Raw genomic sequence first — 24,833 nt, forward strand, 5'->3', positions numbered from 1 at the left:
TTTAATCATTTTTCTCGCTTGCTTGTTATGCCTATTCTTTAGCTCAACTTATATCGCTTTCACGCTGAGTATCAAATCACGAAGGGCGCAAGCCGCCTGTTCTACTTGAGACAGCTCGATCCATTCGTCCTGCGTATGCGCTTCCGAAATATGGCCGGGGCCGAACACCACGGACGGCACAGCTACTCTGACCAGCTTGCTGGCATCGCTGCAATAGGCTGCACCCTGGACGCTCGCTTGCGGCTCATACGTCTGCGTCGCCGCCAATAAATAGCGCACGATCGGCTCATTCCGATCCGTCTCCATCGCATAATCGATCACAAACGGCTCACTGACGGTCACTGCCACCCCTTCGGTACTTGCCAGCTCTTCCAGTTGCCGCTTCATCTCCTCGTAAACCACAAGCGGCTCTTCGCCGGGAACTGTACGCCGATCGACCGTGATCCGGCAGTCCGCAGGCACCGTATTAGGTGCGATGCCACCCTGGATGCCGGTTACACAGACCGTCGGCGGCCCCGTCAAGGGATGGGCGCGCTGCGGATAACGCGACTCATGCAGCTCACTCAGAAATGTCAGCACCTTGTTCATCTGATTGATCGCGTTAACCCCTTGCGCCGGATTAGAGCTATGACAGGCCACGCCGTAGACATCCACGTAAAAGCGGCAGCACCCTTTATGCGCCGAAATGACAGCGAGACCCGTCGGCTCGCCCACCACGGCACCCATATAATCAGCAGCGTTCGGCTTAATCCGCTCGGCGAGAGCGGACACCCCGATATAGGTCGTCTCCTCATCCACAACCGCGGCCAGTTCAGTCGTGACTTCCGGACGGATGCCGGCCAGCGCCAGAGCTTCGATTGCGGCAAGCATGGCGGCCAGGGAAGCCTTGGTATCGCAGGCGCCCCGTCCGTACAATTTACCGCCTTCTATCCTGCCATCAAAGGGCGGGATGGTCATCCCGATGGTCTGAACCGTATCCATATGGGCTTCCAGCAGCAGCTTGCGTTGGCTGCGCCCGGGCAGTGTGCCCAGCACATTGAAGCGCCCTCCGGCCACGACCTGACGTTCAGCAGGTAAATTCAGGCGATACAGGAATTCCTCTACGTAACGCCCCAGTTCAGCTTCTCCAGTCCCGCCGGGAAACGCCGGATTCACACTCGGAATACGAACTAACTGCTGCAAAATTTCCGCTACACGACTACCGTTAATATCAGGTACGATCCGCCCATCGTAACCTCTACCCGGGCTGCTCATCTCTCCCCATCTACTTCTACAATTAATTCAATCTCAACCGGTGTATCAAAGGGCAGCTCATTCGCTGATAATGCTGAACGCGCATGCTTGCCAGCATCGCCAAACGCTTCCACCAGCAAGTCTGAAGCTCCATTAATCACGAACGGTTGCTCCATAAAACCGGGAGCGGAGTTGACGAACGCCAGCATTTTGACTACCTGCTTGACGCGGTCCAAATCTCCCAGCTCGGCCTTCAGCACCGTCAGCAGGTTGATCGCCACTTGACGGGCCGCTTCATAACCCTGCTGTACCGTGAGTTGTGCGCCTACCTTACCCGTATACATCAAAACGCCGTTAATCCGGCAGTCATTACCGGAGGTATATACCAGATTGCCTGTCTGCTTGGCTGGCACATAGTTAGCTACAGCAGGCGGAACCTCGCCCAATACGATCCCTGCCGCCGCCAATCGCTCTTCTACCATGCTCATAACTGCTTCCTCCTCAAAATAAAGGATTGGTTGATGCTACCGCTCACGTCCATCGACATATACGGATGCGCCGCGGCGCTCCCGGGCCCAGGCTGCTACGCGCTCCGGATCCCCTTCCCACAGCCGATACTCTCCCCATTCATTCGTGGCTGGCTTGCCGTCACAGGTGATACGAATGACCGGGAACAAGCGCGTTGGCGCTTCCCGTGGCAATCCGTTAATAATAAGGGTGTCGCCATCCTGCTCGAACGGCAACGACTGCCCTGTTGTCAGTAATTCCACGTCAAGCACACGGCTTGTCAGATCCGCCAGTCTAAGCTCAGGACGTCCATCCCAGAAGCGGATAATCAGGTACAGCTTGTTGTCCTTCATCGTCTGGCGCCCACGGGTAATAAATTCCGTCAGCGAACCGCCCTCTGTGCCATAAATGGCCTCACCATGAACGTCCAGCCAGCGGCCGATTTCAAGCGCACGCTCTACAAATTCCGGAGGGAACTGTCCATCGGCGGTCGGGCCCACATTCAGCAGCAGATTGCCTCCGTGTTTTCCTCCTTTTTCTGCGCATTCACACAGCATATCAAGCAGGACATCCGTATTGCGCCAGCGTTCGCCGATGACGTGACTCCACAAACGCCAAGTTGTCACTTGGCAGGATTCCCACAGCCGGGTCGCTTCCGAAGCGATAGCATGCTCAGGCGTACCGAAGTCTCCAAGCGTATCCGAATCGCCTGCACCAATGCCCCCATCAGCCCGAAAGCCGTCGATTTTATTGGAATAACCGAGTCGGTTGTTAATCAGAATATTGGGCTGAAGCTTACGCATTTCCTCCAACAGCTCTACGCTTTGCAGGTCATCCGCATTGCGCGGCCATACCCCGTCAAAAAAGAAATGGTCGATTTGCCCATAGTTGGTGAGTAGTTCCTTAACCTGGTTGTGTAAATACGTTCTAACTTTCTCCCAGCCCTCGGGGTCCTTCTGCGGACCGTCAAAGTAAGCAGGCAGACGCCAATCGATCCAGGAATAATACAAGCCGATGCGTAATCCCGCCTTGCGGAAAGCCTCGGTATATTCCTTCACAAAGTCGCGGCCTGCAGCCTGCTTGGCGCTGCTATAATCCGTAAAGGCGCTATCCCACAGACAGAACCCGTCATGATGGCGAGTGGTGAGGCAGGCGTATTTAAATCCCGCTTTCTTGGCGGTATATGCCCACAACTCAGGATCAAAGTGCTGGGGGTTCCAAGCACATGCCTGCTCCGTGTACTCCTCGTGATTCAAATGCTCGCGAAACAACACCTGCTCGCCCCGTCCCCATTGCGCATAAGGACCCCAATGAATGAACAAACCGTAGCGACTTTCTGTGAACCATTTCCACTTATCAGGTACAACAAAACCTTCTCTCACTCTGTCTCAATCCTTTCTTCCTTTGCAAATTTGATTGTCTGGAGAAGACACATCTGCCGGATCATTATCCTTTAACAGAACCGATCAAAAGGCCTTTGATGAAGTAGCGCTGCAAGAAAGGATAGAACAGCACGACCGGGCCGATGGTCAGAATAGCCGTGGCCATTTTGACTGATTCCTGCGGCATCGTGCCAGTGCCGGACAGTACGCCGCTGCTCTGCATCTGCTGAATCATATTAATCTCGGAATTCAACTTGAACAGCAGATATTGAAGCGGATACAATTGCTGATTGTCTACAAGCATGATGGCGTTAAACCAATTGTTCCAGTAGCCTATGCCATAGAATAGCGTAATCGTCGCCAATACAGGCATGCACAGCGGAAAGAATATACGAAACGCAATGTAGAAATCGGTTGCTCCATCTATTTTGGCTGCCTCGGTAAGAGACACCGGGATTTGAGACATGTAATTTCTTACCAGAAAAAGGTTGAACGGGTTAAAAATCAAAGAGGGTATAATGAGAGCGAAAATCGTATTTTTCAGTCCCAATTGCAGATTGATCAGATACCAGGGCACCAGACCGGTATTGAAGACCATAGTAATGAAGAAAAATATAGCCAGATGGTTACGGTATTTGGCGTGCTTGGCAGAAAGGGTATACCCCGCCATGCCTGTCATCAGGACTGCCGCGGTTGTGCCTACTATGGTAATGAAAATAGAGATCATATAGCTGCGGTAGAGCGGTGTGTTGCCAAACAGCAGCAGCTTATAGGCGTCGAAGGACAGCTTGTCCGGAATTAACTGATAACCGAATTGCTTGATGCTGGCTTCGTCCGTAAAGGACACCATCAGCACCAGCAGCATCGGCAGGATACAAAGGATGGAGAACAAGGCAATAAAGGTATAGTTGGCGAGATCGAACAATTTAGGCTTTTTCATATCGGTACGCCCCTCTCCTTTCGTCGATTAGAATAAAGCATGATCCGGGTTGATTTTGCGTACTATTTTGTTGCTGCCCCATACGAGGATAAAGCCGACTACGGATTGATAGAGACCGACAGCCATGGCTTGAGCAGGGTTGCCGATGGTGCGCAGGGAACGGAACACATAAGTGTCAATAACATCGACCGCCGGGTAGAGCACTCCGTTGTCCTTGATAATCGCGTATATCATATCGAAGCTGCCATACATGATCTTGCCAAGCGCAAGCAAAGAGAGAATGATGATGGTCGGCATCATTAGCGGTATTGTAATTCGCCAGATCAGTTGCCAACGACTGGCCCCGTCGATACGGCCCGCCTCATAATACGTGTCATCAATGCCGACAATTGCCGCCAAATAAATTACCAGATTCATGCCGACATCCTTCCAGACGGCAGCGCTTACTAAAATCGTGGTCCAATATTTTGGAGTCGAATACCAGTTGATAGGATCAAGACCGACCCAGCCAATAATTTTGTTAATGACGCCATAATCCGTTGAAAAGAGGCTGTAGATAACGTAGCTGACGATCACCCAAGACAGAAAATGCGGAAACAAAATTGTAGATTGTGTAATTCGAGAAAACAGCTTGCTGCGCAATTCATTAAAGAGAATGGCGAGCGCCATCGCAACAACCGTACCGACCACAATAAATAAAAAGTTGAGCTTAAGCGTGTTGAAGGTTACCTCCCAGGCTCTGGGCGACCGGAAGAAAAACTCGAAGTTCTCAAGCCCGATCCACTTGGAGTTAAACAGCCCGGTCTTGAAGTTGAACTTCTGGAAAGCGATTAACATATACGGCAGAGTAAAGTAGCCAAAAATAAGGGTATAGATGGCAGCAGGTATGACAAGCAAGTAAGCGGAGCCATTTTGCCTTATTTCATGAAGAAAGCCTCTATTTCTTTTAGTGTGCATAATAAATGATTCACGTCCTTTCCCTCGGTTGTAGTTGCTGATCTGACTCAAGTGTAAAAGGGGCATAACCGCCGGTAAACTTTGAATAGTGGATGATATCAGGTTTGAACGGGGTAGATTCAACTTCAAAATTGGGCGCCAGCTTCAAGTTTGAGCAATGCCCTGAATCGAAGAAGGAGTTGAAAATTGACGAAAATCCTTGATTTATCAGGCTTTTTCTATCAAAGCTTCGTTATATGGGTAATTTTGGATGATTAGACTAGCTATTGAACTATTTCAATAAGGACTTAAAATAAGAAACAACAATAATTAAAGCGCTTACTTCTGGCCGGCGTTATGTTTAAAGCGGAATTAAGGGGGAGATGGCAGTTGATTAGACAAAGACTGATACGCTATTCTGTATACCGCAACATGTTTCTAAGCTTCGTGCTGTTGACGGCAGGAATTATCGCCCTGGTGACCGTAGTATTATTTGCCTTGTTTTCCTGGAGCACCGCGCGGGAGGTCGGTAATATATCCGAATCCATGCTCAAGCAGAACAGCGCGGTATCGAGCGTGATCAAAGATGAAGTGTATAATATCGGAAACTCGCTGTTGGCTGACCAGCAGGTGATCTCGGCTCTATTCGATAGCAATAATGATCAATTAAAACGCTACCATGCGATGTTCACCCTGCGGCGGATGCAATCGACCTATCCTTATATACAATCCATCGGACTGTATAACGGCTTGACGGATTCATATATGAATACGACGGGCATTTCTTATGATCAGGAACGGCCGCTGCTACGGCAAATCGTGCAGAAAAACAGCTCGTATTTCAACTTATTCCCTAGAAAAGTGACCGTGCCCGGCTCCTCAACAGACCGGCAGGTATTGACGTTCGTTCTTCTTCCCAGCTATTATTCACTGATGCCGGAGCAAGGGGCGATCCTGATCAATATTGATTCGGAGTATATTCAATCCCTGATTGGCGGATACAAGAATGGAGCCGCCGATGAACTGTTCGTGGTCAATGCGAAAGGCCAGGTATTGACGCATTCCGAGTCAGAACGCTTCCTGACGGATATGTCCGAAGACGCCAACATTCAGCACATTCTGAAAACGGAGCAGGAAAGCGGTTATTTCACGGACGGCAAGCATCAGCTTGTTACTTTTGTGAAGTCACCCGATTTGGACTGGATGTTCGTCAGCGTCAGCGATTATAAAAATTTATTGTTTAATATGAATTTGCTCAAATGGTCCGCATTAGGTCTGGCCATCCTCATATTTGCTCTTAGCCTTGGCGTCTCTCTGTGGCTCACAAATCATGCTTACAATCCGCTTCGCCATTTGCTCGATAAGATGCTGCCCGCCGGCAAGACGAAAATCGGCAATATGCGGCTTAACGAATTTGCGTTGCTGGATGACAGCTATTCGCAATTAAAGGAACGTTTATCTGCCATGGAGTCAGCAGCCAGCAGAGGACAACAAGCGGAGCTGGTGCAGATGCTCAAGGGAGGAAACCCGCTTCAATATGAGCGGTTCAAGCAGCAGTTCCCGGCAAAGCGGTATTCGGTGATGGTCATTCTAGTGGACAAGCTCAGCACCTTCCGCAATAACCGGGATGCCGAAGCCAGATCCTTCGTCTATGCCTCGATCTATAAAATGGCCGAAGAGATACTAGGAGACAATGAAGCCCGGATGGCTATCGCTGAGGAAGGTATGATCGCAGGCGTAATCAAGGCTTCAGATGGACCTAATCCAACGCAGCCGGGCAGTGCATTTATGGAATTGCAAAGCCGGATTTACGAGCAGCTGGGGGTGTCCGTCACCATCGGCATCGGCTCTTCGGCTCACGAATATGATGAGCTGTGCGCCTCCTTCGAGAAAGCCTGCACCTGTGTGCAGCAGCGCTTCCTGCATGGGGCAGGTCAAATCTACTTTTATGGACTGGACGAGGATGTATCCACGGAGAGCAAGGAATATCCGCATAAATTTGAAACCAGCATCATTGAGGCGATTAAATCGCAGCAGCGTTTTCGTCTGAATCGAGAGATCGAACAGTGGCTTCTTGGCATCAGGGATTGCGAGTATCATGAGGCGTTATTTTATATGAATCAACTGGTTGGAAGCTTGTATCGGCAATTCCATGCAAAGACACTGCGTGATCATACTGTATCGGCCTCCTTCTCTCAGTTCATTCACCACATCGATGTCTATGAGACGCTGGAGGAAATCGGTGATTCCCTAAAGGAATTGGCCCATCGCCTGTGCGACGAAATGGAAGAGGCCAGCAACACGCGCTACAAGAAAATCGTGACGGATATCAGAATGTTTGTGGAAAAGCATTATATGCGCCCTGATCTTTCCTTAGAGATGGTTGCCAGTGAAGTCAGCTTATCCCGAAGCTATGTCGGCAAATTGTTCAAAGCCCATTGTCAGATTTCCTTTAACGACTATTTGAATGAGGTCAGGCTGACCAAAGCGAGGGAGCTGCTGGTATCTAGCGATATGCCTGTACAGCTTGTCAGCGAACAGGTTGGAGTATATAACACGACTTACTTTTACACCTTGTTCAAGAAGCATTACAAAATGTCTCCGGCTCAATTCCGTCAACAAGAAAACGTGAGCACCGGTGCGGTTCAGTAACTAAATATCTGGCTTCAAAATTGGGCAATCCCCAAATTGAAATCGCTTTCCCGTTTATAAAAAGAAGAAATCCTTATTATTGAAGTATACGCGTCGCTTTCCCCTCCTTTATATTAGGCACTAGCAACACTCAAACCACATACACGGAAGGGGATGCTACACAATGAAGCACTGGAAACGATGGCTTGCACCAATTCTGATTCTCATGTTGATTCTCGCAGGTTGCTCGGGAGGGAATAAGAACGCGCAAGGAAACAGCGAGGGAGAGGAGAGCGGAACAACCGCTCAGAAACTGCCGGTTCGTTATTTACTTCCCGGCAATGAGCCCCAGGGCTTGAGTGAGGTCGTAGATGCAATTAATGCGAAGCTGGAAGCGGACGGGCTCAACCTGGTTTACCAGCCGACCTATATCGCTTGGGATGCCTGGGACCAGAAAACAAACCTGATGATGTCCACAGGTGAGGAGTTCGAATTGATTGCCATCATGCATGATACCAAAGGCCCTAACGTTCTGGCCGGAAATGGAGGCATCATTCCGATTAATGACTTGCTGGATGAGTACGGTCCAGTGCTGAAGGAGAAGCTGCCCGACTGGGCTTGGGAGTCTGTGAAGACCGACGGCAAAATTGTAACCGTTCCCAACTTCTGGATTGACGTGGCCATGAATGAAGGCATGATTACATTCCGGGTGGATATGCTGGAGGAATATGGCCTGCAGCCGCCGACCACAACAGATGAGCTGTTAAATGTAGCTGAAGTGTTCCAGAAGAATTGGCCGCAGGATAACAAAGATGTATACATCAAGGTGCTGACGGAGCCCGCTAACCACCTGCATACAACATATGACACTTATCCGTTCACCGTAATCGATACGCTGATTTATGTCGACCAGGAAGGCAATGTTAAGCCTTGGCTGGAAACCGAAGAATTCAAGAAGGACATTCAGTTTATGAATGAGGCCTACAAGCGCGGCCTGATCATGAAAGATGTATTGACGGCTCCGGCCGAAGTGATCAATCAGGAAGAGCTGGCAGGACGTTATCTGTTCCGCCCGGGCGATGTAGGCATTAACGACGCCGTACGGGAAACGTTCCCCGGAGCTCGCAACGACGCCTTCTATATGAACGACAGCATCAAATTCAGAGCGAACGCACTTCGTAATTCCAACGGTGTATCGGCTACATCACCTCACCCGGAAGCAGGTATTCAGTTCTTGAACTGGGTGTTCAGTGATCAAGCAAACTTTGACCTGGTTCAAAGCGGCATCGAGGGCGTGCATTGGAAAAACACCGGAGATCATAAGAAAGACATCCTGGCCACAACAGACAATGGCGCACCTGTATATGAGCTGGCCAACTGGCTGCTTGGGCATGTAGAGTTCAACCGATACCCAAGCAATATTGAAGATGGCCGTTTGCAACGCCGTACTACCATTGCAGAGGATGCGATCAACAGCGTCACCATCGGCTTCAATTTTGATCCCTCAAATGTGGCAAGCGCTTATGCCAACAGCATAGCCGAATTAAAAACCAGTATCTATCCGCTGATGTATGGCGTGGTCGATTATGAAACCTTCTTCCCTACCGCTCTGCAAAATATGAAGGCAGCGGGGATGGATTACGTGGTAGAAGAGTATAACAAGCAATTCCAGGAATGGCGCAGTAAGCAATAGCCGGGCATGACAGAGGGGCTGTTCAGAGGTATCAGCGAAAGCTGATTTCTGGGCAGCCCCTATTCTACTCATCATCACCGGCTTTGAAGACGGCTTCCATATTAATAGATTGTTCTTCCGTGCTCATCCGGCACCCCGGACTTCCGGTAGAAGTATGTGTTGATAACATCACGCCAGTGCTTGGCATGCTCGGCCTGCTCCGCGAACCGGTCTGCGGCGGCCTTATGACGGACGGCGTCCACGCGACCTTGGAGTGAGGCCCAGCTTTCCCACAAACCATCCGCCGATTCCGCCCCGCTGAAATGCGTGTCGTAAATATGCTGGATTACGGTTTTGCCGGAATGCAGCACATGCCCGTAGGGAACATGATGGAAGAAAAGAAGCAGCTCGTCCGGGCAATCTTCCAACGACTCATACATCTCACGGTTCGGGCTGAAGTATTGTCCGGCGTACCCGGTGCCCGTCGCCATCGTTCGGTCTACGCCGATGCCGTCACGGTCTGCGAAGTGGTAGGTTCCCCAGCGGGAATACTCATAGCCGTCCACGTCGGGACCGTAATGATAATGCGGGACAACCATCCAGCCCACCCCTAATGGCGCTGTATAGCTCTCGTAAATCGGCCAGGAAGCCATCAGCATGTCCGTCACTTTGTCGCTGACATCCCGATCGCTTCCAAACGTAAGCTGCGCCCACTCCCGCGCAATGCCCTCGGCGGAAAGGCCCGGATTCCAGATCAGACGCCCGTAGCCGTACAAATTCGCTTGTGCCAACGGGTGGCCGGTCCAGCATTCATCGTCCCCGATATTGGACACTGCGGCCACACCGCTGTATTTCATGCCGAACAGCGAGCCTGACACGATCCGATTCACTTGGCCCTTGCCTTCCTCGGCCGCATGTGTATCGAAATCCAGCACCTGCTTCCATTGCGGAACCAGATAGCATAAATGCCTTTGCTGCCCGGTGTATTCCTGTGCAATCTGAAATTCGATGATCTGATTGGTAGCTCTCATCGCTCCGAAAAGCGGCGATACCGGTTCCCGCACCTGAAAATCCATCGGCCCGTTCTTGATCTGCAGCAGCACATTATCCTTGAATTTGCCGTCCAGCGGCTTGAAATGGTCATAAGCAGCCCGTGCCCGGTCCGTGGATCTGTCCCGCCAGTCCTGCATGCAATTGTAAACGAAGCAGCGCCAGACTACGAGCCCGCCATACGGTTCAAGCGAATCCGCCAGCATATTGGCCCCGTCGGCATGATCCCGCCCGTAGGCGAACGGACCGGGGCGGTGCTCCGAATCCGCCTTCACAACAAAGCCGCCGAAGTCGGGGATGTGCCGGTAAATCCGCTCGCTCATCTCTTTCCACCATTCCCGGACACCCGCATCAAGCGGATCCGCGGTATCAAGTCCTCCCACAGCAATCGGGGCGGCGAAATTGATACTGAGGAACAACGCGATTCCATAATCCCGGAATACTTCCGCCACCCGGGTCACTTCAGGGAGACCTTCCTCGGTAATAAACCCGGTTTCCACCTCATGAACGTTCACATTGTTGATCGAGATCGCATTGATCCCCACCGAGGCAAGGAGCCGCGCATAATCGCGAACGCGATCCAAATCTTTGGAAATCTCCCCGTCCTTATAAAAAATAGATCTTCCCGAATATCCCCGCTCAATCGAGCCGTCCGCATTGTCCCATTGATTGATCATTCGCAGTTGATTGACCGGATGCTCCTCTATCGCCCATTGTGCCGGCTTGAAGCCGAGGGAGATTCCTCTAAGCAGGTGGAAAATACCGTAGATGACTCCTGCTTTCGAGGCCGCAATGAGCTCAAGTCGTTCTTCTTTCGCAGATAACACGTATTTGAGTGAATAGGCATCCCGCCTGGTTTCCCATCTCCGCTGGTCAGCGCCGTAACCATTCTCTTCTGAATGAAGACAAATCCATAGATAAGGTCCTTCGCCGTTCGTAGGAATTTGGTCCATGAACTCGGGAGTTACGCCCAGCATCGTATCCGCGCCTGCCGCAAGCTCCCGAACTGCGGCCGGGGGAATCCTCGATACTCCCCCTTCAACCACGACCCGTTCCAGTATCCCCTTGTACAGGTTGCGAAGTTCGGATGAATCGGGTTCACTGTACTGCAGCCATGCTTTATACAATGTGCTTTCCGTTCGCCCGGTAATAATTTGCTCCGATGAATTCATATCTCCGCCCCCTTTATCCATTTCGGACCTCGAACCAGTCAAACCGAGCCGCTCCGGAAGCAGGCTTGCCGTTCCCGCTGGCGTATAATCCGATCACCACACCTGTAAAGCACATCTTGTTCACGAAGTCTTCAGGCGACAGCGCCCGTGTGGATCCCTCGCCGAGCAGAACCCACTCCTGCCCGTCCAGAGAGTACAGCAGCGAATAATCGGTAACACTCGCCCGGATTTTAAAGAACACCCGGTCTGCCTCAACCGGATCCTCTGCGACTATTCTTGATACGCCTCTCTCCGTCAGTCTGACGCCAACGAGCTTCTTGCCGCCCACTTGCCTCAAGAAGATTTCATAATGGGCGTCTTCATCTCTTCTGGCGCAAAGCCCGGCCTCTTCGCCGTCACCGATGTTGCCGTATTCAAGCAGCGTGCTCCATTCCGACTGCACGTGCTGCTGCCGTCTCCCGGCAAAAGCAACCTGGCCGACATCACTCAGCCCGGCGGACTGTCCGTGCAAGGTCAGCCAGCCTCTCCGCTCCTTCAAAGACCAGCTGCCCTTCGCCGGGTTGCGGAGAAAGGTCCAGCCCTGCGGAAGCTCCGGTCCCTCGAAATCATCCTTGCCTTCAAAAACAGCCGCCCGAGCGGACATCGTCTCCTCCTGTTCCCCCGGCAGCCGAGGCACGCTCATTTCCAGATTTACGGTGCCTTCATTGTTGTCGATCATCGGCCATCCCTCATCATTCCAGGTTACGGGAGCGAGAAACGTCTCCCTGCCGAGTACGCTGTATCCGGAATCGACGAGCCGGACACCTAGAAAGGCAGCCCACCAGTCCCCGTTTGAATCTACGACCAGATCCGCGTGGCCCAAATACTGAATCGGATGCTCTATCCCCCGATGTGTCAGAATCGGATACGGATACAGCTCGAACGGCCCGTAGGGATTCGCGCTCCTGCCAATGATTTCCCGATGGTCCTTCGCGGTACCGCCCGAGGCCGTCATCATGTAGTACATGCCTTTTATTTTGTACAAGTGGGGACCTTCCGTCCAAGGACCTCCGTCTCCCCTCCATATAACTACCGGCTCCGACAGCGCTTTCCCCGTAGCAATGTCGATCTCGTACTGGATCGCATGGGAGTCGTAATCCGCACCCTGCTGGGCGGTCACGTAAACCTTGCCGTCATCGTCGAAGAACAGGGACGGGTCAATCCCGCCGTACGGCACCATGATCGGGTCTGACCAGGGGCCGGCGGGATTCGAGGCCGTTACGTAAAAATTGCCGATCCCGCGCACATCGGTCGTAATCATATAGAATGTGCCTTCATGGTATCTCAGGGTAGGCGCATAGATGCCGTCCGAGCTGCGGCGGCTGCGAAGATCCAATTGGCTGTCCCGGTCCAGGACATGGCCGATTTGCTTCCAATGCGCCAGATCCCGGCTATGAAAGATCGGCACGGCCGGGAAATACTCAAACGAACTACAGATCATATAAAAGTCATCCCCGGCCCGAGCGATGCTCGGATCGGGGTAAAATCCCGGCAGAACCGGGTTTGAATAGTTTATCGAATTTTTCTCCATGCTTTACTCCTTTACGCTGCCAACGTTAAGACCGACGACGAAGTATTTCTGCATGAATGGGTATACCAGCAGGATCGGCACGGACGCAACGACCGTCACCGCAGCCCGGATCGAGATCGGCGTTACCATGGACTGAGCAGCCTCCTGCGTTATTCCCGCCCCTGCAGCAACCGCAGGGTTGTTGTTGGCATTCATACTGGACGATATCAGCTTCATCAGCTCATATTGCATCGTACTCAGTTCTTGTCTCGAGGAGGTGTAGATGAATGCATCGAACCATGTGTTCCAGGCGCCTACGGCAACGAACAAGGCGATTGTAGCCAATACCGGCTTACAAAGCGGGAAGATAATTCGCACAAAGATTTTAAAATCCCCCGCCCCGTCGATCTTTGCCGATTCAACAAGGCTTTCCGGAATCGTTCCGATATAAGTGCGAATAACAATCATATTAAACGCGCTGATCATCGATGGAATGACATATACCCAAAACGTATTAATCAGGTGCAGTTCCTTCATCAGAAAGTATCCCGGGATCAAACCGGCATTAAAGTACATCGTCAGAATAAAGACCAGGGTAATCGGTTTGCGGAACACATATTCCCGGCGGCTCAGTGTATAAGCCAGCATCGTGGTGAGTCCCAGGTTCAGCAAGGTTGAAAGTACGGTTCTTGCCACCGAGACCCAGAATGCATCATAAATATATCCCGAGGCGAATACCGCTTTGTAGTTCTGCCAAGTAAATTCTCTCGGCCAGAGGTAAATACCGCCGCGGATCGTATCGTTCCCCGCATTGAAGGACACAACGATCGTATTCAGAAACGGATATAACGTGACTATAACTAGACAAAGCATGAATAGGGCGTTGAAGGTATTAAACAGGATCGGCTCCACACTTCTCTTTCCGACAGGTCTAGTCACTGCGGCAGCGGATGCTGGCCCAGGGCTGACGGTTTGGTTTGCCATAACTATAACAGCCTCTCTTCCCCTAGCCGTTTGGCGACTCCGTTTGCAATCAGCAGCAACGTTACGCTAACGACCGTTTTAAATATACCGGCAGCAGTAGCTAATGAATAGTTTCCTTGAGCGAGCCCGTATTTCAGTACGAAGATGTCGATCGTCTGCGACCAGTCGACAATAAGGCCGTTGCCAAGCAAATATTGGATTTCAAAGCCTGCCTCCAGAATGTGGCCGACCTGCATAATCAACAGGATCACAATTGTAGATTTAATGCCCGGCAAAGTGACATGGAACATTTTCCGGTAGCGGCTTGCTCCGTCAATATCTGCGGCTTCATAAAGCGCGGGGTCGATCGACGCCATCGCTGCCAAATATATAATCGTATTCCAGCCGACTTCCTTCCAAACATGCGACGCTCCGACGATTCCCCAGAAGTACTTGCCTTCGCTGAGCCACTGGATCGGCTCATTGATCAGATGCAGCTTCATCAGGAGATCATTGATGATCCCGTCCGACGCCAAGCTTGTCGCCACAATCCCGGTTACAATAATCCAGGACAGAAAATGCGGAAGATAGGAAATCGTCTGTACGGTTCTTTTCCAAAATACTTTTTTAATTTCATTCAGTAATAATGCCAGTATAATGGCTGTTGTAAAGCCGAGAATCAGATTGATGACACTCATGGCCAGCGTATTTCGCAGCACCTGCAGGAAGCTGTCGTCTTTAAAAAGGAACTCGAAGTGCTTAAACCCTACCCATTTCTGCTCGCTAAAATCTCTAGCGGGCTTGTAGTCCTGAAAAGCCATGGTCCAGCCCCAAATCGGAACATAGGCGAACAATATGATATACGCCAGTAATGGTACGGACATGTATATCAACTGACTCTGATCTTTGATCAGGGACCAGGTAATCTTCTTTACTTTCCTTGGCTTCCGGACGGCTCGATCTTCTTTCAAGGTCTGATCCATAGTTTTTTCTCCCCAAAACCTGTTATTTTTGAAAGAATGGAAGGCAGATGAACGCCCTCCATTCTCCGTTTAAGTCAAAGCCTTATTTCACTGTCCAGGTATCTCTTCTCCATTGCAGCACTTCATTGATCCGGTCCTCGTAAGCCTTGATGCTGAGCTTGCGAATTTCGCTAACGTATTCATTCCACACGCTTTCGAATTCATCCGGCTTTGCGAGAATAGCCTTCGGCAAGTACTTCGTAGACAATTCGTTTTGCTTCGTGTTGACGATTTTCGCTTCGGAGCTATCTACCAGGTCGACAGACCATGCAGGGTAAGCCACTTCGTTCTCAGGCGCTTCACTGAAGAAATCGACATAGCTGTTAAAGCCATATTGCGCGAGGAAGTTCTTGTCGTATTCTTCTAAACCAGCTTGATATTCTTCCGGCTGCGCGGCGGCATCCGTGGAATTCCCGTCCGAGAATTTGCCTTGCATTTTTGGAGCTCTGCCATAGAAGGCATCGGCTTTGTTAGCCAGCTTCCAGGTTCCGTCGGTAAAGGCATCGCGTTGTTCTTGCGTTTTCATGAAACGGCCTTCTTCATTGACAATGTAATCTTCGCCTTCAATACCCCAGGTAAAGATTTTTTGCCAATCCTCCTGAATCAACGTATCCAACAGTTTAAGGATTCTTATAGCTTGTTCTTCGGATGCGTTGACTGTAATTCCGAACCCGTTGTCCAGGTTAAGCGCCGGGCGATCCTTATAATGGTCTCTTATGCTTTCATCATAAACAAGCGGAAGACCAACATATTGTCTTTCGAATCTCTTCTGAGTCGTCAGCGCGTCCTCTGCACTCTGGAAGTTCCAGTGCTGGTCAAACATCCCTAGAACCGCGCCGCTGGAAATTTTGGCCATATACTGGTCATAGTTTTGGGTAAATGTTTCCTTATCGACGACGCCTGCCGCATTCATCTCGTTCAGCTTCTGGTAGTAGCGCTTCGCATAGTCTTTATCCGCGAAAATTTCAGCTACACCGTCTTTAACCACTACGCCGCCGTCATTCGGATGACCGATCAAATGCTGCGGTGCATTGAACAGCCCCCAGTTTCTCCAGTCATAGTTCAGAATTTCAAAGCCGATCGTCGGGGTTCCGTCAATATCCGGATGCTTTTCCTTGTATTCCTTAATCAAGTCAAAGTATTGATCCAGCGTTTTCACTCGAGGATATCCGGCTTCCGCCAAAACGTCCTTCTGGATCCAGAAGGCAGGTCCGGAATACCAGGTCGAATCAGGGTCAGAATTATAAACGCCATAATTAGGAAGGGTATAGATATGGTTGTCGTTAGGATCCCTCATCATGTTCCAGTACTTCTCATAATGCTTCTTCAGGTTCGGAGCATGCTCCTCAATCAAGTCTTCGAGCGGAATAAAGGCGCCTGCGGCCTTTAATTTCTGATTGTCCGTCATCATGTCCGGATAATCGCCGCCTGCGATCATAACGCCGAGCTTTTGATCGATATCGCCTGCAAGGAACTCAAATTTGAAGGAAGCTCCCGTCTTTTCCTTGATCAACTTGTAGATCTTGTTGTCAGGTGTCGGTTGTTGGCCGGCTTCACCGATAAATACCGATATTTCAAACGGCTCCACCCCGTTTTCGGAATTTTCTCCGGATACCTGTTCGTTATTTCCGCTTTTGGCGGCTTCCTTATTGTTGCCGCCGCAGGCTGACAAAACCAGACCGAGCGAGAGCAGCAGCATCAGGCTCAACCGGAATACCGATCGTTTCTTGCCCCCCATTTAAAGCACCTCCATAATGTTTTAGCCATTCAGGCTGTAAGCCCTTTCAATGACTCATCTTAATTGTAAAAGCGCTGCCAAAAGCGAACTATAACACAATTAAAGCATTACCCTTAAAAACTTTAGTTCCTGCCTTTATATTCACCCGGAGACATCCCCATCCGTTTTTCGAATTGCTTCAGGAATTGGCTGTAGTTCACATAGCCCACTTGCTCCGCAATTTCGCTGTTTCTAAGCTTGTTTTCCAGGAGCAGCCGGGAGGCCTCCTCGATCCGGAGGTTATGCACCCATTCATTGAATCCGACTCCGTTTTTCTTCATGAGCAATTGCCCCAAGTAGACCGGATGCAGATAAAAATGTTTGGCCAGTTTCTTGATTGTCAGCCTTTCCCGATAATGCTCCCGTATGTACTCGTTGATCTCCTGTACAATCCCCTGCGATTTAAGTTCCTGCTCCTCGCTGAGCAAATCGATGCATTCGTCACCGAGGCTCAGCAGCAGGGCCAGAAGCTCATTCAGGCCCAGGGCCGAATCAGCCAACGCGGAAAAGTCCCATTTGGCCAGCGCATCTGACGCTTTCTTGCCTAGGGAATCCTCCATGTGTTCTTTCATTTTGTACATTAGATGATAAATCGCCTTCTTGACTATTTCCGGTGCGAGCAGGAGTTCACGAAACAGCTCCGCCTCCGCTGTGACCGTCTCGCGATAACCGGCTGCATTCAGAAGAGTTAACGCCTCCATCGCGTTATCCACCAACCGGGTCGGGTCGTAGTGGTATTGAAAATGCCTGTCTTCAATTGAAGCATAAGAAATAACCCCGGTGTATTCGGGGTCATAAAATTTGAACTTCAATGCTTCTTCTGCGGTCTTATAGCAGTTTGCAAGGTGCAAGAGCGACTCCTCCGGGGCGCCGATGGCCACAGCCGCCCGTTGTCCGGTGTACCGCGCGGCAAGCTTGGCAAGCACCCGGCATACACCGTCCGCCTGCCCTTGATCCGGTGAATATCCGAACACGATGCCTAAGCGGTTCATTGCCAGGTCAATCAGAAACATCGCCTGCTCCTGCGAAATCAATCCCGCCGCGGCTCCCCTAAGCTCAGCATACATGGTAGGCTCAGTTTGAATCAGACAGATGTTCCATGCCTCCCGGCCAGCGGACAGCGTAATCAGATTATCCGGATATTCCCTTTCTGAACCGGGGCTATCCTCAAGCAGCTGTCTGATCAAGAAGACCTGTTCCTCCACGAGGGCCATCTCGCTCCATTGTTTTTCTTCTGCCTCATGCAGCAGTTCACTGTAAATCTTTCGCAGCTCGCCAGCGGCTTCTTCCGGCTCGACCGGTTTTAGCAAATAATGAGTGATTCCGTAACGCATAGCTTTCCTTGCATACTCAAACTCACTGTATCCGCTAATGATCGCGAAGCTGATGCTCTTGTTTCCGCTCTTCCGCCATTCTTCAATCATCTCAAGGCCGCTCATCAGCGGCATATTCACATCGGTAACGACCAGATCCGGCGAAAGCTCCGCCATCGCTTTTAGCCCCTCAGCGCCGTTGGTGCAGGTACCGCACACTTCAAAGCCAAGCTTCTCCCAGTCGATCCACAGCTGCATGCCTTCCAAAGCGCCAGGCTCGTCGTCGATCAAAAGCACTTTAAATCTCACATCCGTCACTCTCCTTGCGGATAATCCTGATGGTCCAGCAGCCTGATCGGAATCTCAAAGGACACTGTCGTTCCTTGATTAGGTTTGCTGTCGATATTGAACCGGACGAGATCGTTATAATACAGTTCGAGTCTACGGTATACATTGCGGATACCGATACTGTTGCCGGATGTACTCTCGCTGCGCATGGATATGAGCATCTCCCGGTGCTTTTCCGGCTCGATGCCTTTGCCGTTGTCCTTCACGGATACGCAGAGGCGGTCGTCCGATACGGAGGCTGCGATCTTGACGACACCCTCCCCCTCTACCGCCTGGATGCCATGTTTGCATGCATTTTCCACTAGCGGCTGGATGCTCATCTTCGGAATTTTATAATGGAGCGCCTCCGGGGCAATATCCAGCTCGTATTCGAACTTGTCCCGGAATCTGAATTTCTCAATTTTGAGATACATTTCGATAAATAAAATTTCCTCCTCCAGAGGCACGATGTCCTCTTTCCAGCCAAGCAGTCTCCGAAGCAGCTTGGACAAGCTTTTGATAATATCGGTCACGTCGGCATAATTATTTTTGGTACAGACGACTAAAATAGCATTCAAGGTGTTGAACAAAAAATGCGGATTCATCTGGCTTTGTAAAAAGTTCAATTCCGCCCTTACCCGCTCCATCTCCAAATCCTTCTTCTGAATCTCAAGCTTGTATACATTGTTGATTAAGGAGTTGATCCGGGCCGTCATGATATTGAAGTTCTGGATCAAACCGCCGATTTCATCGTTCCCTTCTTCGATCCGAATCAGGTCGAATTTCTCGTTGGTCACCTTTTGCATATGGCGGGACAGCCGTTTCACCCGGTAATTGTAGGATCTGAGCATGATATAAATGAATATAAGCGAAAACAGTGTAATAACGGCTGCGATGAATCCCACATAAAGCTGCATATCGAGCATGGCGCTGGATAACCGGTTCCCCTGCGTCACGCCGATCAGCTTCCAGCCCTTTACGTAGCTGGCCGTTCCGATAGAGATGACACGAACGTCCTTGTTCTTCACTTTCTCGGAAAGCTCAAAAACCGGGTAGGCATCGGTAACCCCCCGCTGGTAGCCGCTGTCCGCGGACATAATAATTTCATTACGCTCATTGACCAGGTACAGGTTTAAATAATCCTGCTCCCGTACGATGACATCGTAAATTTTGCTCAGGTCGATATCGATTCGAAGCAGCTTGTCATATGTATTGTAAGTGTCGAAGTAATCCATACTCTCAATCACGCTGAGATAAGGTCCTGTCACAGTGGCGCTATTGGCCACGGTCGCCCGGTAGGCCGCTACCAGCACGGGGAGCGTCGATTGCTGCCGCAGCTGGTACCAGTCGCTATTCTTCACTTTGTCATCAAGCAGCTGATAACTCCCGCCGGATACGATGGTATCATTATCCGTAAAAATGCTGATTCTCTGAATATGATTGTTGACCGGTATATAACCGGTGACCCGATGACGCAGCTGGTCGTCAAATATTTCGTAAAATTCGATCGGACTTTCGTAAGTTCTGTCCAACGTTTCATAGAGCATCTTGTCCGTGTTGAGCGCATGGCTGATCGCCACCCCGCCGTCGATAAAATCGTGAATATCCTTTCTGGCCCGTTCGAGCGAGATTTCAAGGTTTTGTTCCTCCCGTTCCTTGATAATTCCGGTCATCTCGTCCAGAAATACGATATTAATCACCACAATAGGCAGCAATACGCCAATTACATAGATCAGTATAAATTTATAATTCAGCGGAATATCGTTAATGAGTGTCCGAAATCTAATGCGCTTTCTCATGATTTATGCACCATCCTGCCTGCAAGTGCGTGTTCAATAAGCCGGCCTCTTGGATTCCTGTTTGTAGACAGAGGGCAGCATCCCCGTCTTGCATTTGAATTTGCTGATAAAATAGTCCGTATTGGGGTATCCCACCTGAAGCGCGATTTCGGAAATTTTCATCTGAGTTCGTTTCAGCAGCCGTTTGGCTTCCTCGATTCTTTTTTCGTTCAGGTAATCGTTGAACGGTTTCCCGGTCTCTTTTTTAAACAGCTGACCCAGATAAGTTGAATTCATATGAAACATTTTAGCCAGATCCTGCAATTGCAGCCTGCCGCGGTATTCCCGATCCACGTATTGAATGACATGGAAGATCGTATTATGCTCGTTCTTTTCCTCCAGCCCTGCAAGGACGCGTGCCGCCTCCAGGCAAAGCTCAAGGACGTATTTTCTCAAGGACGAATAGGTCTTGAAGCTCCCGATATTACCATATTCATCCTGAACCTTCTTCATGAATGCATCAGGTTCCCCGTTCATTTCCCCAATCCGTCTGCAAAGATTCAATTCGAGATCGGCCACATGGGCCATGGCATGCCTCAGATCGGGCAGCCCTTCTGTCATGGAAGCCAGCGCGTCCTCTACAGCGGAGTGGATTTCATCAGTTTGGCCCGCCGTCACGAGCTCGAGAAGCTGCTTGAATTTCTCCCTGGCATGATTGCCGGTATTTCCGTGCTGCCGTAAATCCCTGTAATTATGCACACCGTCTCTTTCCTGACAACGCTTGCATTTATTGACCTCAAGCACCTGCATATACAGCTCGCGAACCGAACCGATACCTTGGAGAGCGTTGCTTACCGTTACGGTTACCGGCCCGTTCGACTCATTCTTAAGTTCATTGTAAAGCCCTGCGGCGAGCTCCTGTACCCGGCAGTATGGGAATTTATCATCAGGCAGAATGACGCCAATCCTGCCCGCGCTATCCTCAAATATACGCTCCGGTGTTTCCGCAAAATACTTCCGTGCCTGGCGGCGCAAATCGGAAGTGTCTCCGGAAGCCTCGATCAGAATGCAGCGCAGCAGGGCATCCTCCGGCAGCAGAAGGGTATGTGCCGTTTGATGCATCAGTTGCGCACTGTCTTCTCCTTGAAGCAAGCGATTCACCAAATTGTTCACCAGCAAAAAATGCATGCGGCTTTGGCTTTGCTCCGTTTCAAGCTCCTCCATAATTCTCCTGCGCAAGCGGACCAGCACCGCCTCAATTTCCTCCTCGTCGATCGGTTTGAGTAAATATTCCGCTACCCGTTGATGCATCGCGGTGAGTGCATAATTAAAATTATCGTATCCGCTTAATATGATAAACTTCGGAGGTCTGGCCATTACCCTGTTCGATTGCTCAATCAGCTCCAACCCGTTAATCACCGGCATATTGATATCCGTCAGAACCAGCTCCGGTCCAAGCTCCTGAATCATCCTGAACGCATCAGGACCATTGGAGGCCTCCCCGCACACTTGAAATCCGTGATCCATCCAATTCACCATCGTTCGGAGCCCCTCGATTACCCAAGGCTCGTCATCCACCAATAGCACATTCATCATCGCTATATCGCTCCCCTGAAGTTGAACTGGTTTGCTTGCTTTGAAAGCGCCCTCATTAATTATGCTAACATACCCGCGTCATTTGAGAACAGGAAAACCTTGTTACCCTCAACCTAAATGAGAACCCGTACATTCGCTATATTGAAAATTAAGATTTTATCGTGATAATTTTAGTTCTTATCTGCATGTCAGATATGTATGTCTTTACACAGAAGGAAATAGCCCTCCTCGGTAGAATGAGTATCCAACGAGATCCTTATGAAAGGCGGAGAATCATGATTTTATCCAGTATTCTGAGTGACGGCATGGTCTTGCAGCGAAACGAAAAGGTTGGCATCTGGGGTAAAGCCGGGGCAGGCCAAGCCATACAGATTGGTTTTAACGGAAAAAAATATGATACGTTTGCCGATTCCGCCGGGGACTGGCGAATGGATTTGGACGAGACGGAGCCGGGCGGTCCGTTTGAGATGGTTATCTCGGCTGGCAGCGAGGCAAGCGTCATCCGGAATATTCTCGTCGGAGACGTGTGGGTGCTCGGCGGCCAGTCCAATATGGAGCTGCCTGTCCGCCGGACCCTGGATTTGCTGGCCGATGAGGTGAAGGATGTTCATCTCCCCTGGATTCGCCAGTTCTCGATGCCGATAAGCTACAATTTCCATGCTCCGCAGAGCGGCCTGCCGGGAGGCGAGTGGATTGCCGCCACCTCGGAGGACGTGCTGAACTTTAGCGCCGCCGGTTTCTTTTTTGCCAAAGAAATCTATGAAAGACACCAGGTTCCTGTCGGCCTGATTCTTACCGCGGTAGGGGGAACGCCGATCGAGGCATGGATCAGCGAAGGATCCCTTCGGCGCATCGGGGGATATGGGGACGTCCTGGAGCAATGCAAAGACGATCAATATGTAATTGCTGCCAAGGCGGCGGACGAAGAGCGGAGTAACGCCTGGCATGCCCATCTGAATAACACCGACCTTGGTTTAAAGGAAGGCTGGTACAGCGAGTCATGGGACACCGCCGATTGGCAAGATTTCGAGCTTCCAGGCTCATGGGCAGACGCCGGGCTTGAGCACGTTCGGGGCAGTGTCTGGTTCCGCAAGGAGATCGAACTCCCCGAGTCCATGACCGAAGGCGATGCCCGGTTAAAGCTGGGCACGGTCGTCGATGCGGATGACACTTACATAAACGGTGTTTGCATCGGCAATACCGGCTACAGGTATCCGCCAAGACGCTACCCGATCCCCGCCGGACTATTAAATCCTGGAAATAATACAATTGCCGTGCGCGTCATCAGCACCCATAACACGGGGGAGTTCGTGAAAGATATGCCTTATCGACTGCTGGCCTGCGGACAGGAAATGGACCTCACCGGCGTTTGGAAATACCGGGTCGGGGCCATTACCGGGGTTTTGCAGCAGCAGACTTTCTTTCACTATAAACCCGCCGGGGTGTATAATGGCATGATCTCGCCCTTGCGGCATTATCGGATCAAGGGGGCGTTATGGTACCAGGGCGAGGCCAATACGGACCACCCTGCCGGATATAGCCAGTTGTTCGAGGCGTTAGTTGCGGATTGGCGCGGTCAATGGGGAATCGGGGAGTTCCCGTTCATCTTTACGCAGCTCGCCAATTTGGGCGAAGCGGACGACTCGCAAACCAATTGGGCCGAGCTTCGCGAGGAACAGCGCAAAGGGCTGCAGATTCCGGGAACAGCGATGGCCGTTACGATCGATATCGGCGAATACAACGATCTGCACCCGCAAGACAAGAAAACCGTTGGCCAGCGTTTAGCGCTAGGCGCCCTCAAATTGGCTTATGGCGAGGACGGCCTGGTCCATAGCGGACCGATGTTCAAAGAGATGGAGCTGACCGGGGATGGTGCGCGCCTACGGTTCGATCATACCGGAAGCGGGCTGGTCGCCAAGGGCGGCGGAGAGCTTAAGGGGTTCGCGGTCTGCGGGCCGGACGGTGTGTTTGTTCCGGCGCGTGCCGTGATTTCCGGCGATACCATCTTTGTCACGCATGACTTTATCATGCGGCCTGTCCAGGTTCGGTACGCCTGGGCCAACAATCCTGCTCAAGCGAACCTGTACAACCGGGAGGGCCTCCCTGCCTCGCCGTTTAGCACAGGCTAACTCGTTGAATCCAGTTCCTAAAGTTCTAAAATAAGCAAGGCAACTCCTTTAAATGCGAACCTTTGAAACCGCTTCATCAGATAGGATAATAAAACGGAAGACGGATAAATTGATTTGAAAAAGCGGGCCTAGGGAGGATTTGAAGTCGATGAAGAGTCATGCGGGAGCATTTTTTACAGGGGAATATAGAAATGTACTAGCGGAATTCGGGTATGAGAAAGCGGAGATTCACGAGCGTCTGGAGGCGGCCTGGCGGGAATTGTTCGAGGGCGGAGAGGATACCCGAATCTATCATGAGTCTGGCGGCGATATGGGATATATGCTCGATACCGGCAACCTGGATGTCCGGACCGAAGGGATGTCCTACGGCATGATGATGGCCGTGCAAATGGACCAGCAGGTGGTGTTCGATCGGCTGTGGAAATGGACGATGGCGCACATGCACATGACAGAAGGAGTAAATGCCGGATATTTCGCCTGGTCGTGCTCCCCGGACGGTTCACGGCTGTCGGACGGGCCTGCTCCGGACGGGGAGGAGTATTTTGCGATGGCGTTATTCTTCGCATCCCATCGGTGGGGCGACCGGGAAGCGCCGTTCAATTACGGAACGCAGGCGCGCGATCTGCTGCGGACCTGCCTTCACAAAGGGGAGGACGGCCTCGGCGACCCGATGTGGAATCCGCGCAACAAGCTGATCAAGTTCATTCCAAATTGTGAGTTTTCGGACCCGTCCTATCGTTTGCCGCATTTTTACGAATTGTTTGCGTTGTGGGCCTATCCCGAGGATCGGCCGTTCTGGAAGGAAGCGGCCTCGGCCAGCCGTGAATACTTGAGGACCGCCTGCCACCCCGAAACC

The 24,833-nt window shown here is 51.0% G+C and carries 17 protein-coding genes; 4 read left to right on the forward strand and 13 right to left on the reverse strand.

Annotated elements, in window-relative coordinates; translation table 11 throughout:
* Window positions 1-48 precede the first annotated feature (48 nt).
* From TX85_RS18095 to TX85_RS18115, 5 genes are all read right to left on the reverse strand, one after another.
* Window positions 49-1,254, reverse strand: a complete 1,206-nt coding sequence (locus tag TX85_RS18095; RefSeq protein WP_044481109.1) for a M20 family metallopeptidase — start codon at window positions 1,252-1,254, stop codon at window positions 49-51.
* Entirely contained in the window at window positions 1,251-1,721 is a 471-nt protein-coding gene (locus tag TX85_RS18100) for a RidA family protein (RefSeq protein WP_044481111.1), read from the reverse strand. Before TX85_RS18100 ends, TX85_RS18095 begins: the two co-directional genes overlap by 4 nt.
* Window positions 1,722-1,757: 36 nt before the next feature.
* Window positions 1,758-3,122, reverse strand: coding sequence for an alpha-L-fucosidase (locus TX85_RS18105; protein WP_044481112.1), 1,365 nt, complete (start codon window positions 3,120-3,122; stop codon window positions 1,758-1,760).
* Window positions 3,123-3,186: 64 nt separating this feature from the next.
* Window positions 3,187-4,062, reverse strand: a complete 876-nt coding sequence (locus TX85_RS18110; protein ID WP_044481114.1) for a carbohydrate ABC transporter permease — start codon at window positions 4,060-4,062, stop codon at window positions 3,187-3,189.
* A 27-nt stretch (window positions 4,063-4,089) separates the two neighbouring features.
* Window positions 4,090-5,019 carry an ABC transporter permease gene (locus tag TX85_RS18115; RefSeq protein ID WP_044481115.1) on the reverse strand — a complete coding sequence of 310 codons (930 nt, stop codon included), beginning with the start codon at window positions 5,017-5,019 and terminating at the stop codon, window positions 4,090-4,092.
* Window positions 5,020-5,388: 369 nt separating this feature from the next.
* On the opposite strand from TX85_RS18115, the gene TX85_RS18120 reads away from it, so the two are divergent.
* Window positions 5,389-7,650 carry a helix-turn-helix domain-containing protein gene (locus tag TX85_RS18120; protein ID WP_044481117.1) on the forward strand — a complete coding sequence of 754 codons (2,262 nt, stop codon included), beginning with the start codon at window positions 5,389-5,391 and terminating at the stop codon, window positions 7,648-7,650.
* 163 nt (window positions 7,651-7,813) lie between these two features.
* Window positions 7,814-9,322, forward strand: a complete 1,509-nt coding sequence (locus TX85_RS18125; protein WP_044481119.1) for an extracellular solute-binding protein — start codon at window positions 7,814-7,816, stop codon at window positions 9,320-9,322.
* A gap of 101 nt (window positions 9,323-9,423) precedes the next feature.
* Here TX85_RS18125 and TX85_RS18130 read toward each other — a convergent pair whose 3' ends face one another.
* The 8 genes from TX85_RS18130 to TX85_RS18165 form a co-directional block, all read right to left on the reverse strand.
* Window positions 9,424-11,523 carry an alpha-glucuronidase family glycosyl hydrolase gene (locus tag TX85_RS18130; RefSeq protein WP_044481120.1) on the reverse strand — a complete coding sequence of 700 codons (2,100 nt, stop codon included), beginning with the start codon at window positions 11,521-11,523 and terminating at the stop codon, window positions 9,424-9,426.
* Between the two features lie 13 nt (window positions 11,524-11,536).
* Window positions 11,537-13,093: a glycoside hydrolase family 43 protein gene (locus TX85_RS18135; RefSeq protein WP_044481121.1), complete on the reverse strand. Its 1,557-nt coding sequence runs from the start codon at window positions 13,091-13,093 to the stop codon at window positions 11,537-11,539.
* A gap of 3 nt (window positions 13,094-13,096) precedes the next feature.
* Complete coding sequence (locus TX85_RS18140; RefSeq protein ID WP_081671800.1) at window positions 13,097-14,056, reverse strand: carbohydrate ABC transporter permease; 960 nt, start codon at window positions 14,054-14,056, stop codon at window positions 13,097-13,099.
* A 2-nt stretch (window positions 14,057-14,058) separates the two neighbouring features.
* Window positions 14,059-15,018, reverse strand: a complete 960-nt coding sequence (locus TX85_RS18145) for an ABC transporter permease (protein WP_044481122.1) — start codon at window positions 15,016-15,018, stop codon at window positions 14,059-14,061.
* Window positions 15,019-15,100: 82 nt separating this feature from the next.
* Window positions 15,101-16,795, reverse strand: coding sequence for a type 2 periplasmic-binding domain-containing protein (locus TX85_RS18150; protein ID WP_044481123.1), 1,695 nt, complete (start codon window positions 16,793-16,795; stop codon window positions 15,101-15,103).
* A 122-nt stretch (window positions 16,796-16,917) separates the two neighbouring features.
* Entirely contained in the window at window positions 16,918-18,456 is a 1,539-nt protein-coding gene (locus tag TX85_RS18155; protein WP_044481124.1) for a response regulator, read from the reverse strand.
* 5 nt (window positions 18,457-18,461) lie between these two features.
* On the reverse strand, window positions 18,462-20,273 hold the full coding sequence (locus TX85_RS18160) for a sensor histidine kinase (protein WP_044481125.1): 1,812 nt from the start codon (window positions 20,271-20,273) through the stop codon (window positions 18,462-18,464).
* Between the two features lie 33 nt (window positions 20,274-20,306).
* Window positions 20,307-21,848, reverse strand: a complete 1,542-nt coding sequence (locus TX85_RS18165; protein ID WP_044481127.1) for a response regulator transcription factor — start codon at window positions 21,846-21,848, stop codon at window positions 20,307-20,309.
* A 236-nt stretch (window positions 21,849-22,084) separates the two neighbouring features.
* On the opposite strand from TX85_RS18165, the gene TX85_RS18170 reads away from it, so the two are divergent.
* Window positions 22,085-23,977, forward strand: a complete 1,893-nt coding sequence (locus tag TX85_RS18170; RefSeq protein WP_233500792.1) for a sialate O-acetylesterase — start codon at window positions 22,085-22,087, stop codon at window positions 23,975-23,977.
* 148 nt (window positions 23,978-24,125) lie between these two features.
* On the forward strand, window positions 24,126-24,833 hold a 708-nt coding region (locus TX85_RS18175; protein WP_044481129.1), incomplete at its 3' end, for a glycosyl hydrolase family 8.

Source organism: Paenibacillus antibioticophila (assembly GCF_000455265.1).
GTDB lineage: Bacteria > Bacillota > Bacilli > Paenibacillales > Paenibacillaceae > Fontibacillus > Fontibacillus antibioticophila.

Excerpts from the sequence above, each read along its gene's own strand:
- TX85_RS18125 (WP_044481119.1), top strand. The coding sequence starts at position 7,814 with ATGAAGCACTGGAAACGATGGCTTGCACCAATTCTGATTCTCATGTTG.
- TX85_RS18135 (WP_044481121.1), bottom strand. The coding sequence starts at position 13,093 with ATGGAGAAAAATTCGATAAACTATTCAAACCCGGTTCTGCCGGGATTT.
- TX85_RS18150 (WP_044481123.1), bottom strand. The coding sequence starts at position 16,795 with ATGGGGGGCAAGAAACGATCGGTATTCCGGTTGAGCCTGATGCTGCTG.
- TX85_RS18170 (WP_233500792.1), top strand. The coding sequence starts at position 22,085 with ATGAGTATCCAACGAGATCCTTATGAAAGGCGGAGAATCATGATTTTA.
- TX85_RS18140 (WP_081671800.1), bottom strand. The coding sequence starts at position 14,056 with ATGGCAAACCAAACCGTCAGCCCTGGGCCAGCATCCGCTGCCGCAGTG.
- TX85_RS18160 (WP_044481125.1), bottom strand. The coding sequence starts at position 20,273 with ATGAGAAAGCGCATTAGATTTCGGACACTCATTAACGATATTCCGCTG.
- TX85_RS18115 (WP_044481115.1), bottom strand. The coding sequence starts at position 5,019 with ATGCACACTAAAAGAAATAGAGGCTTTCTTCATGAAATAAGGCAAAAT.
- TX85_RS18145 (WP_044481122.1), bottom strand. The coding sequence starts at position 15,018 with ATGGATCAGACCTTGAAAGAAGATCGAGCCGTCCGGAAGCCAAGGAAA.
- TX85_RS18110 (WP_044481114.1), bottom strand. The coding sequence starts at position 4,062 with ATGAAAAAGCCTAAATTGTTCGATCTCGCCAACTATACCTTTATTGCC.
- TX85_RS18165 (WP_044481127.1), bottom strand. The coding sequence starts at position 21,848 with ATGATGAATGTGCTATTGGTGGATGACGAGCCTTGGGTAATCGAGGGG.
- TX85_RS18095 (WP_044481109.1), bottom strand. The coding sequence starts at position 1,254 with ATGAGCAGCCCGGGTAGAGGTTACGATGGGCGGATCGTACCTGATATT.
- TX85_RS18130 (WP_044481120.1), bottom strand. The coding sequence starts at position 11,523 with ATGAATTCATCGGAGCAAATTATTACCGGGCGAACGGAAAGCACATTG.
- TX85_RS18100 (WP_044481111.1), bottom strand. The coding sequence starts at position 1,721 with ATGAGCATGGTAGAAGAGCGATTGGCGGCGGCAGGGATCGTATTGGGC.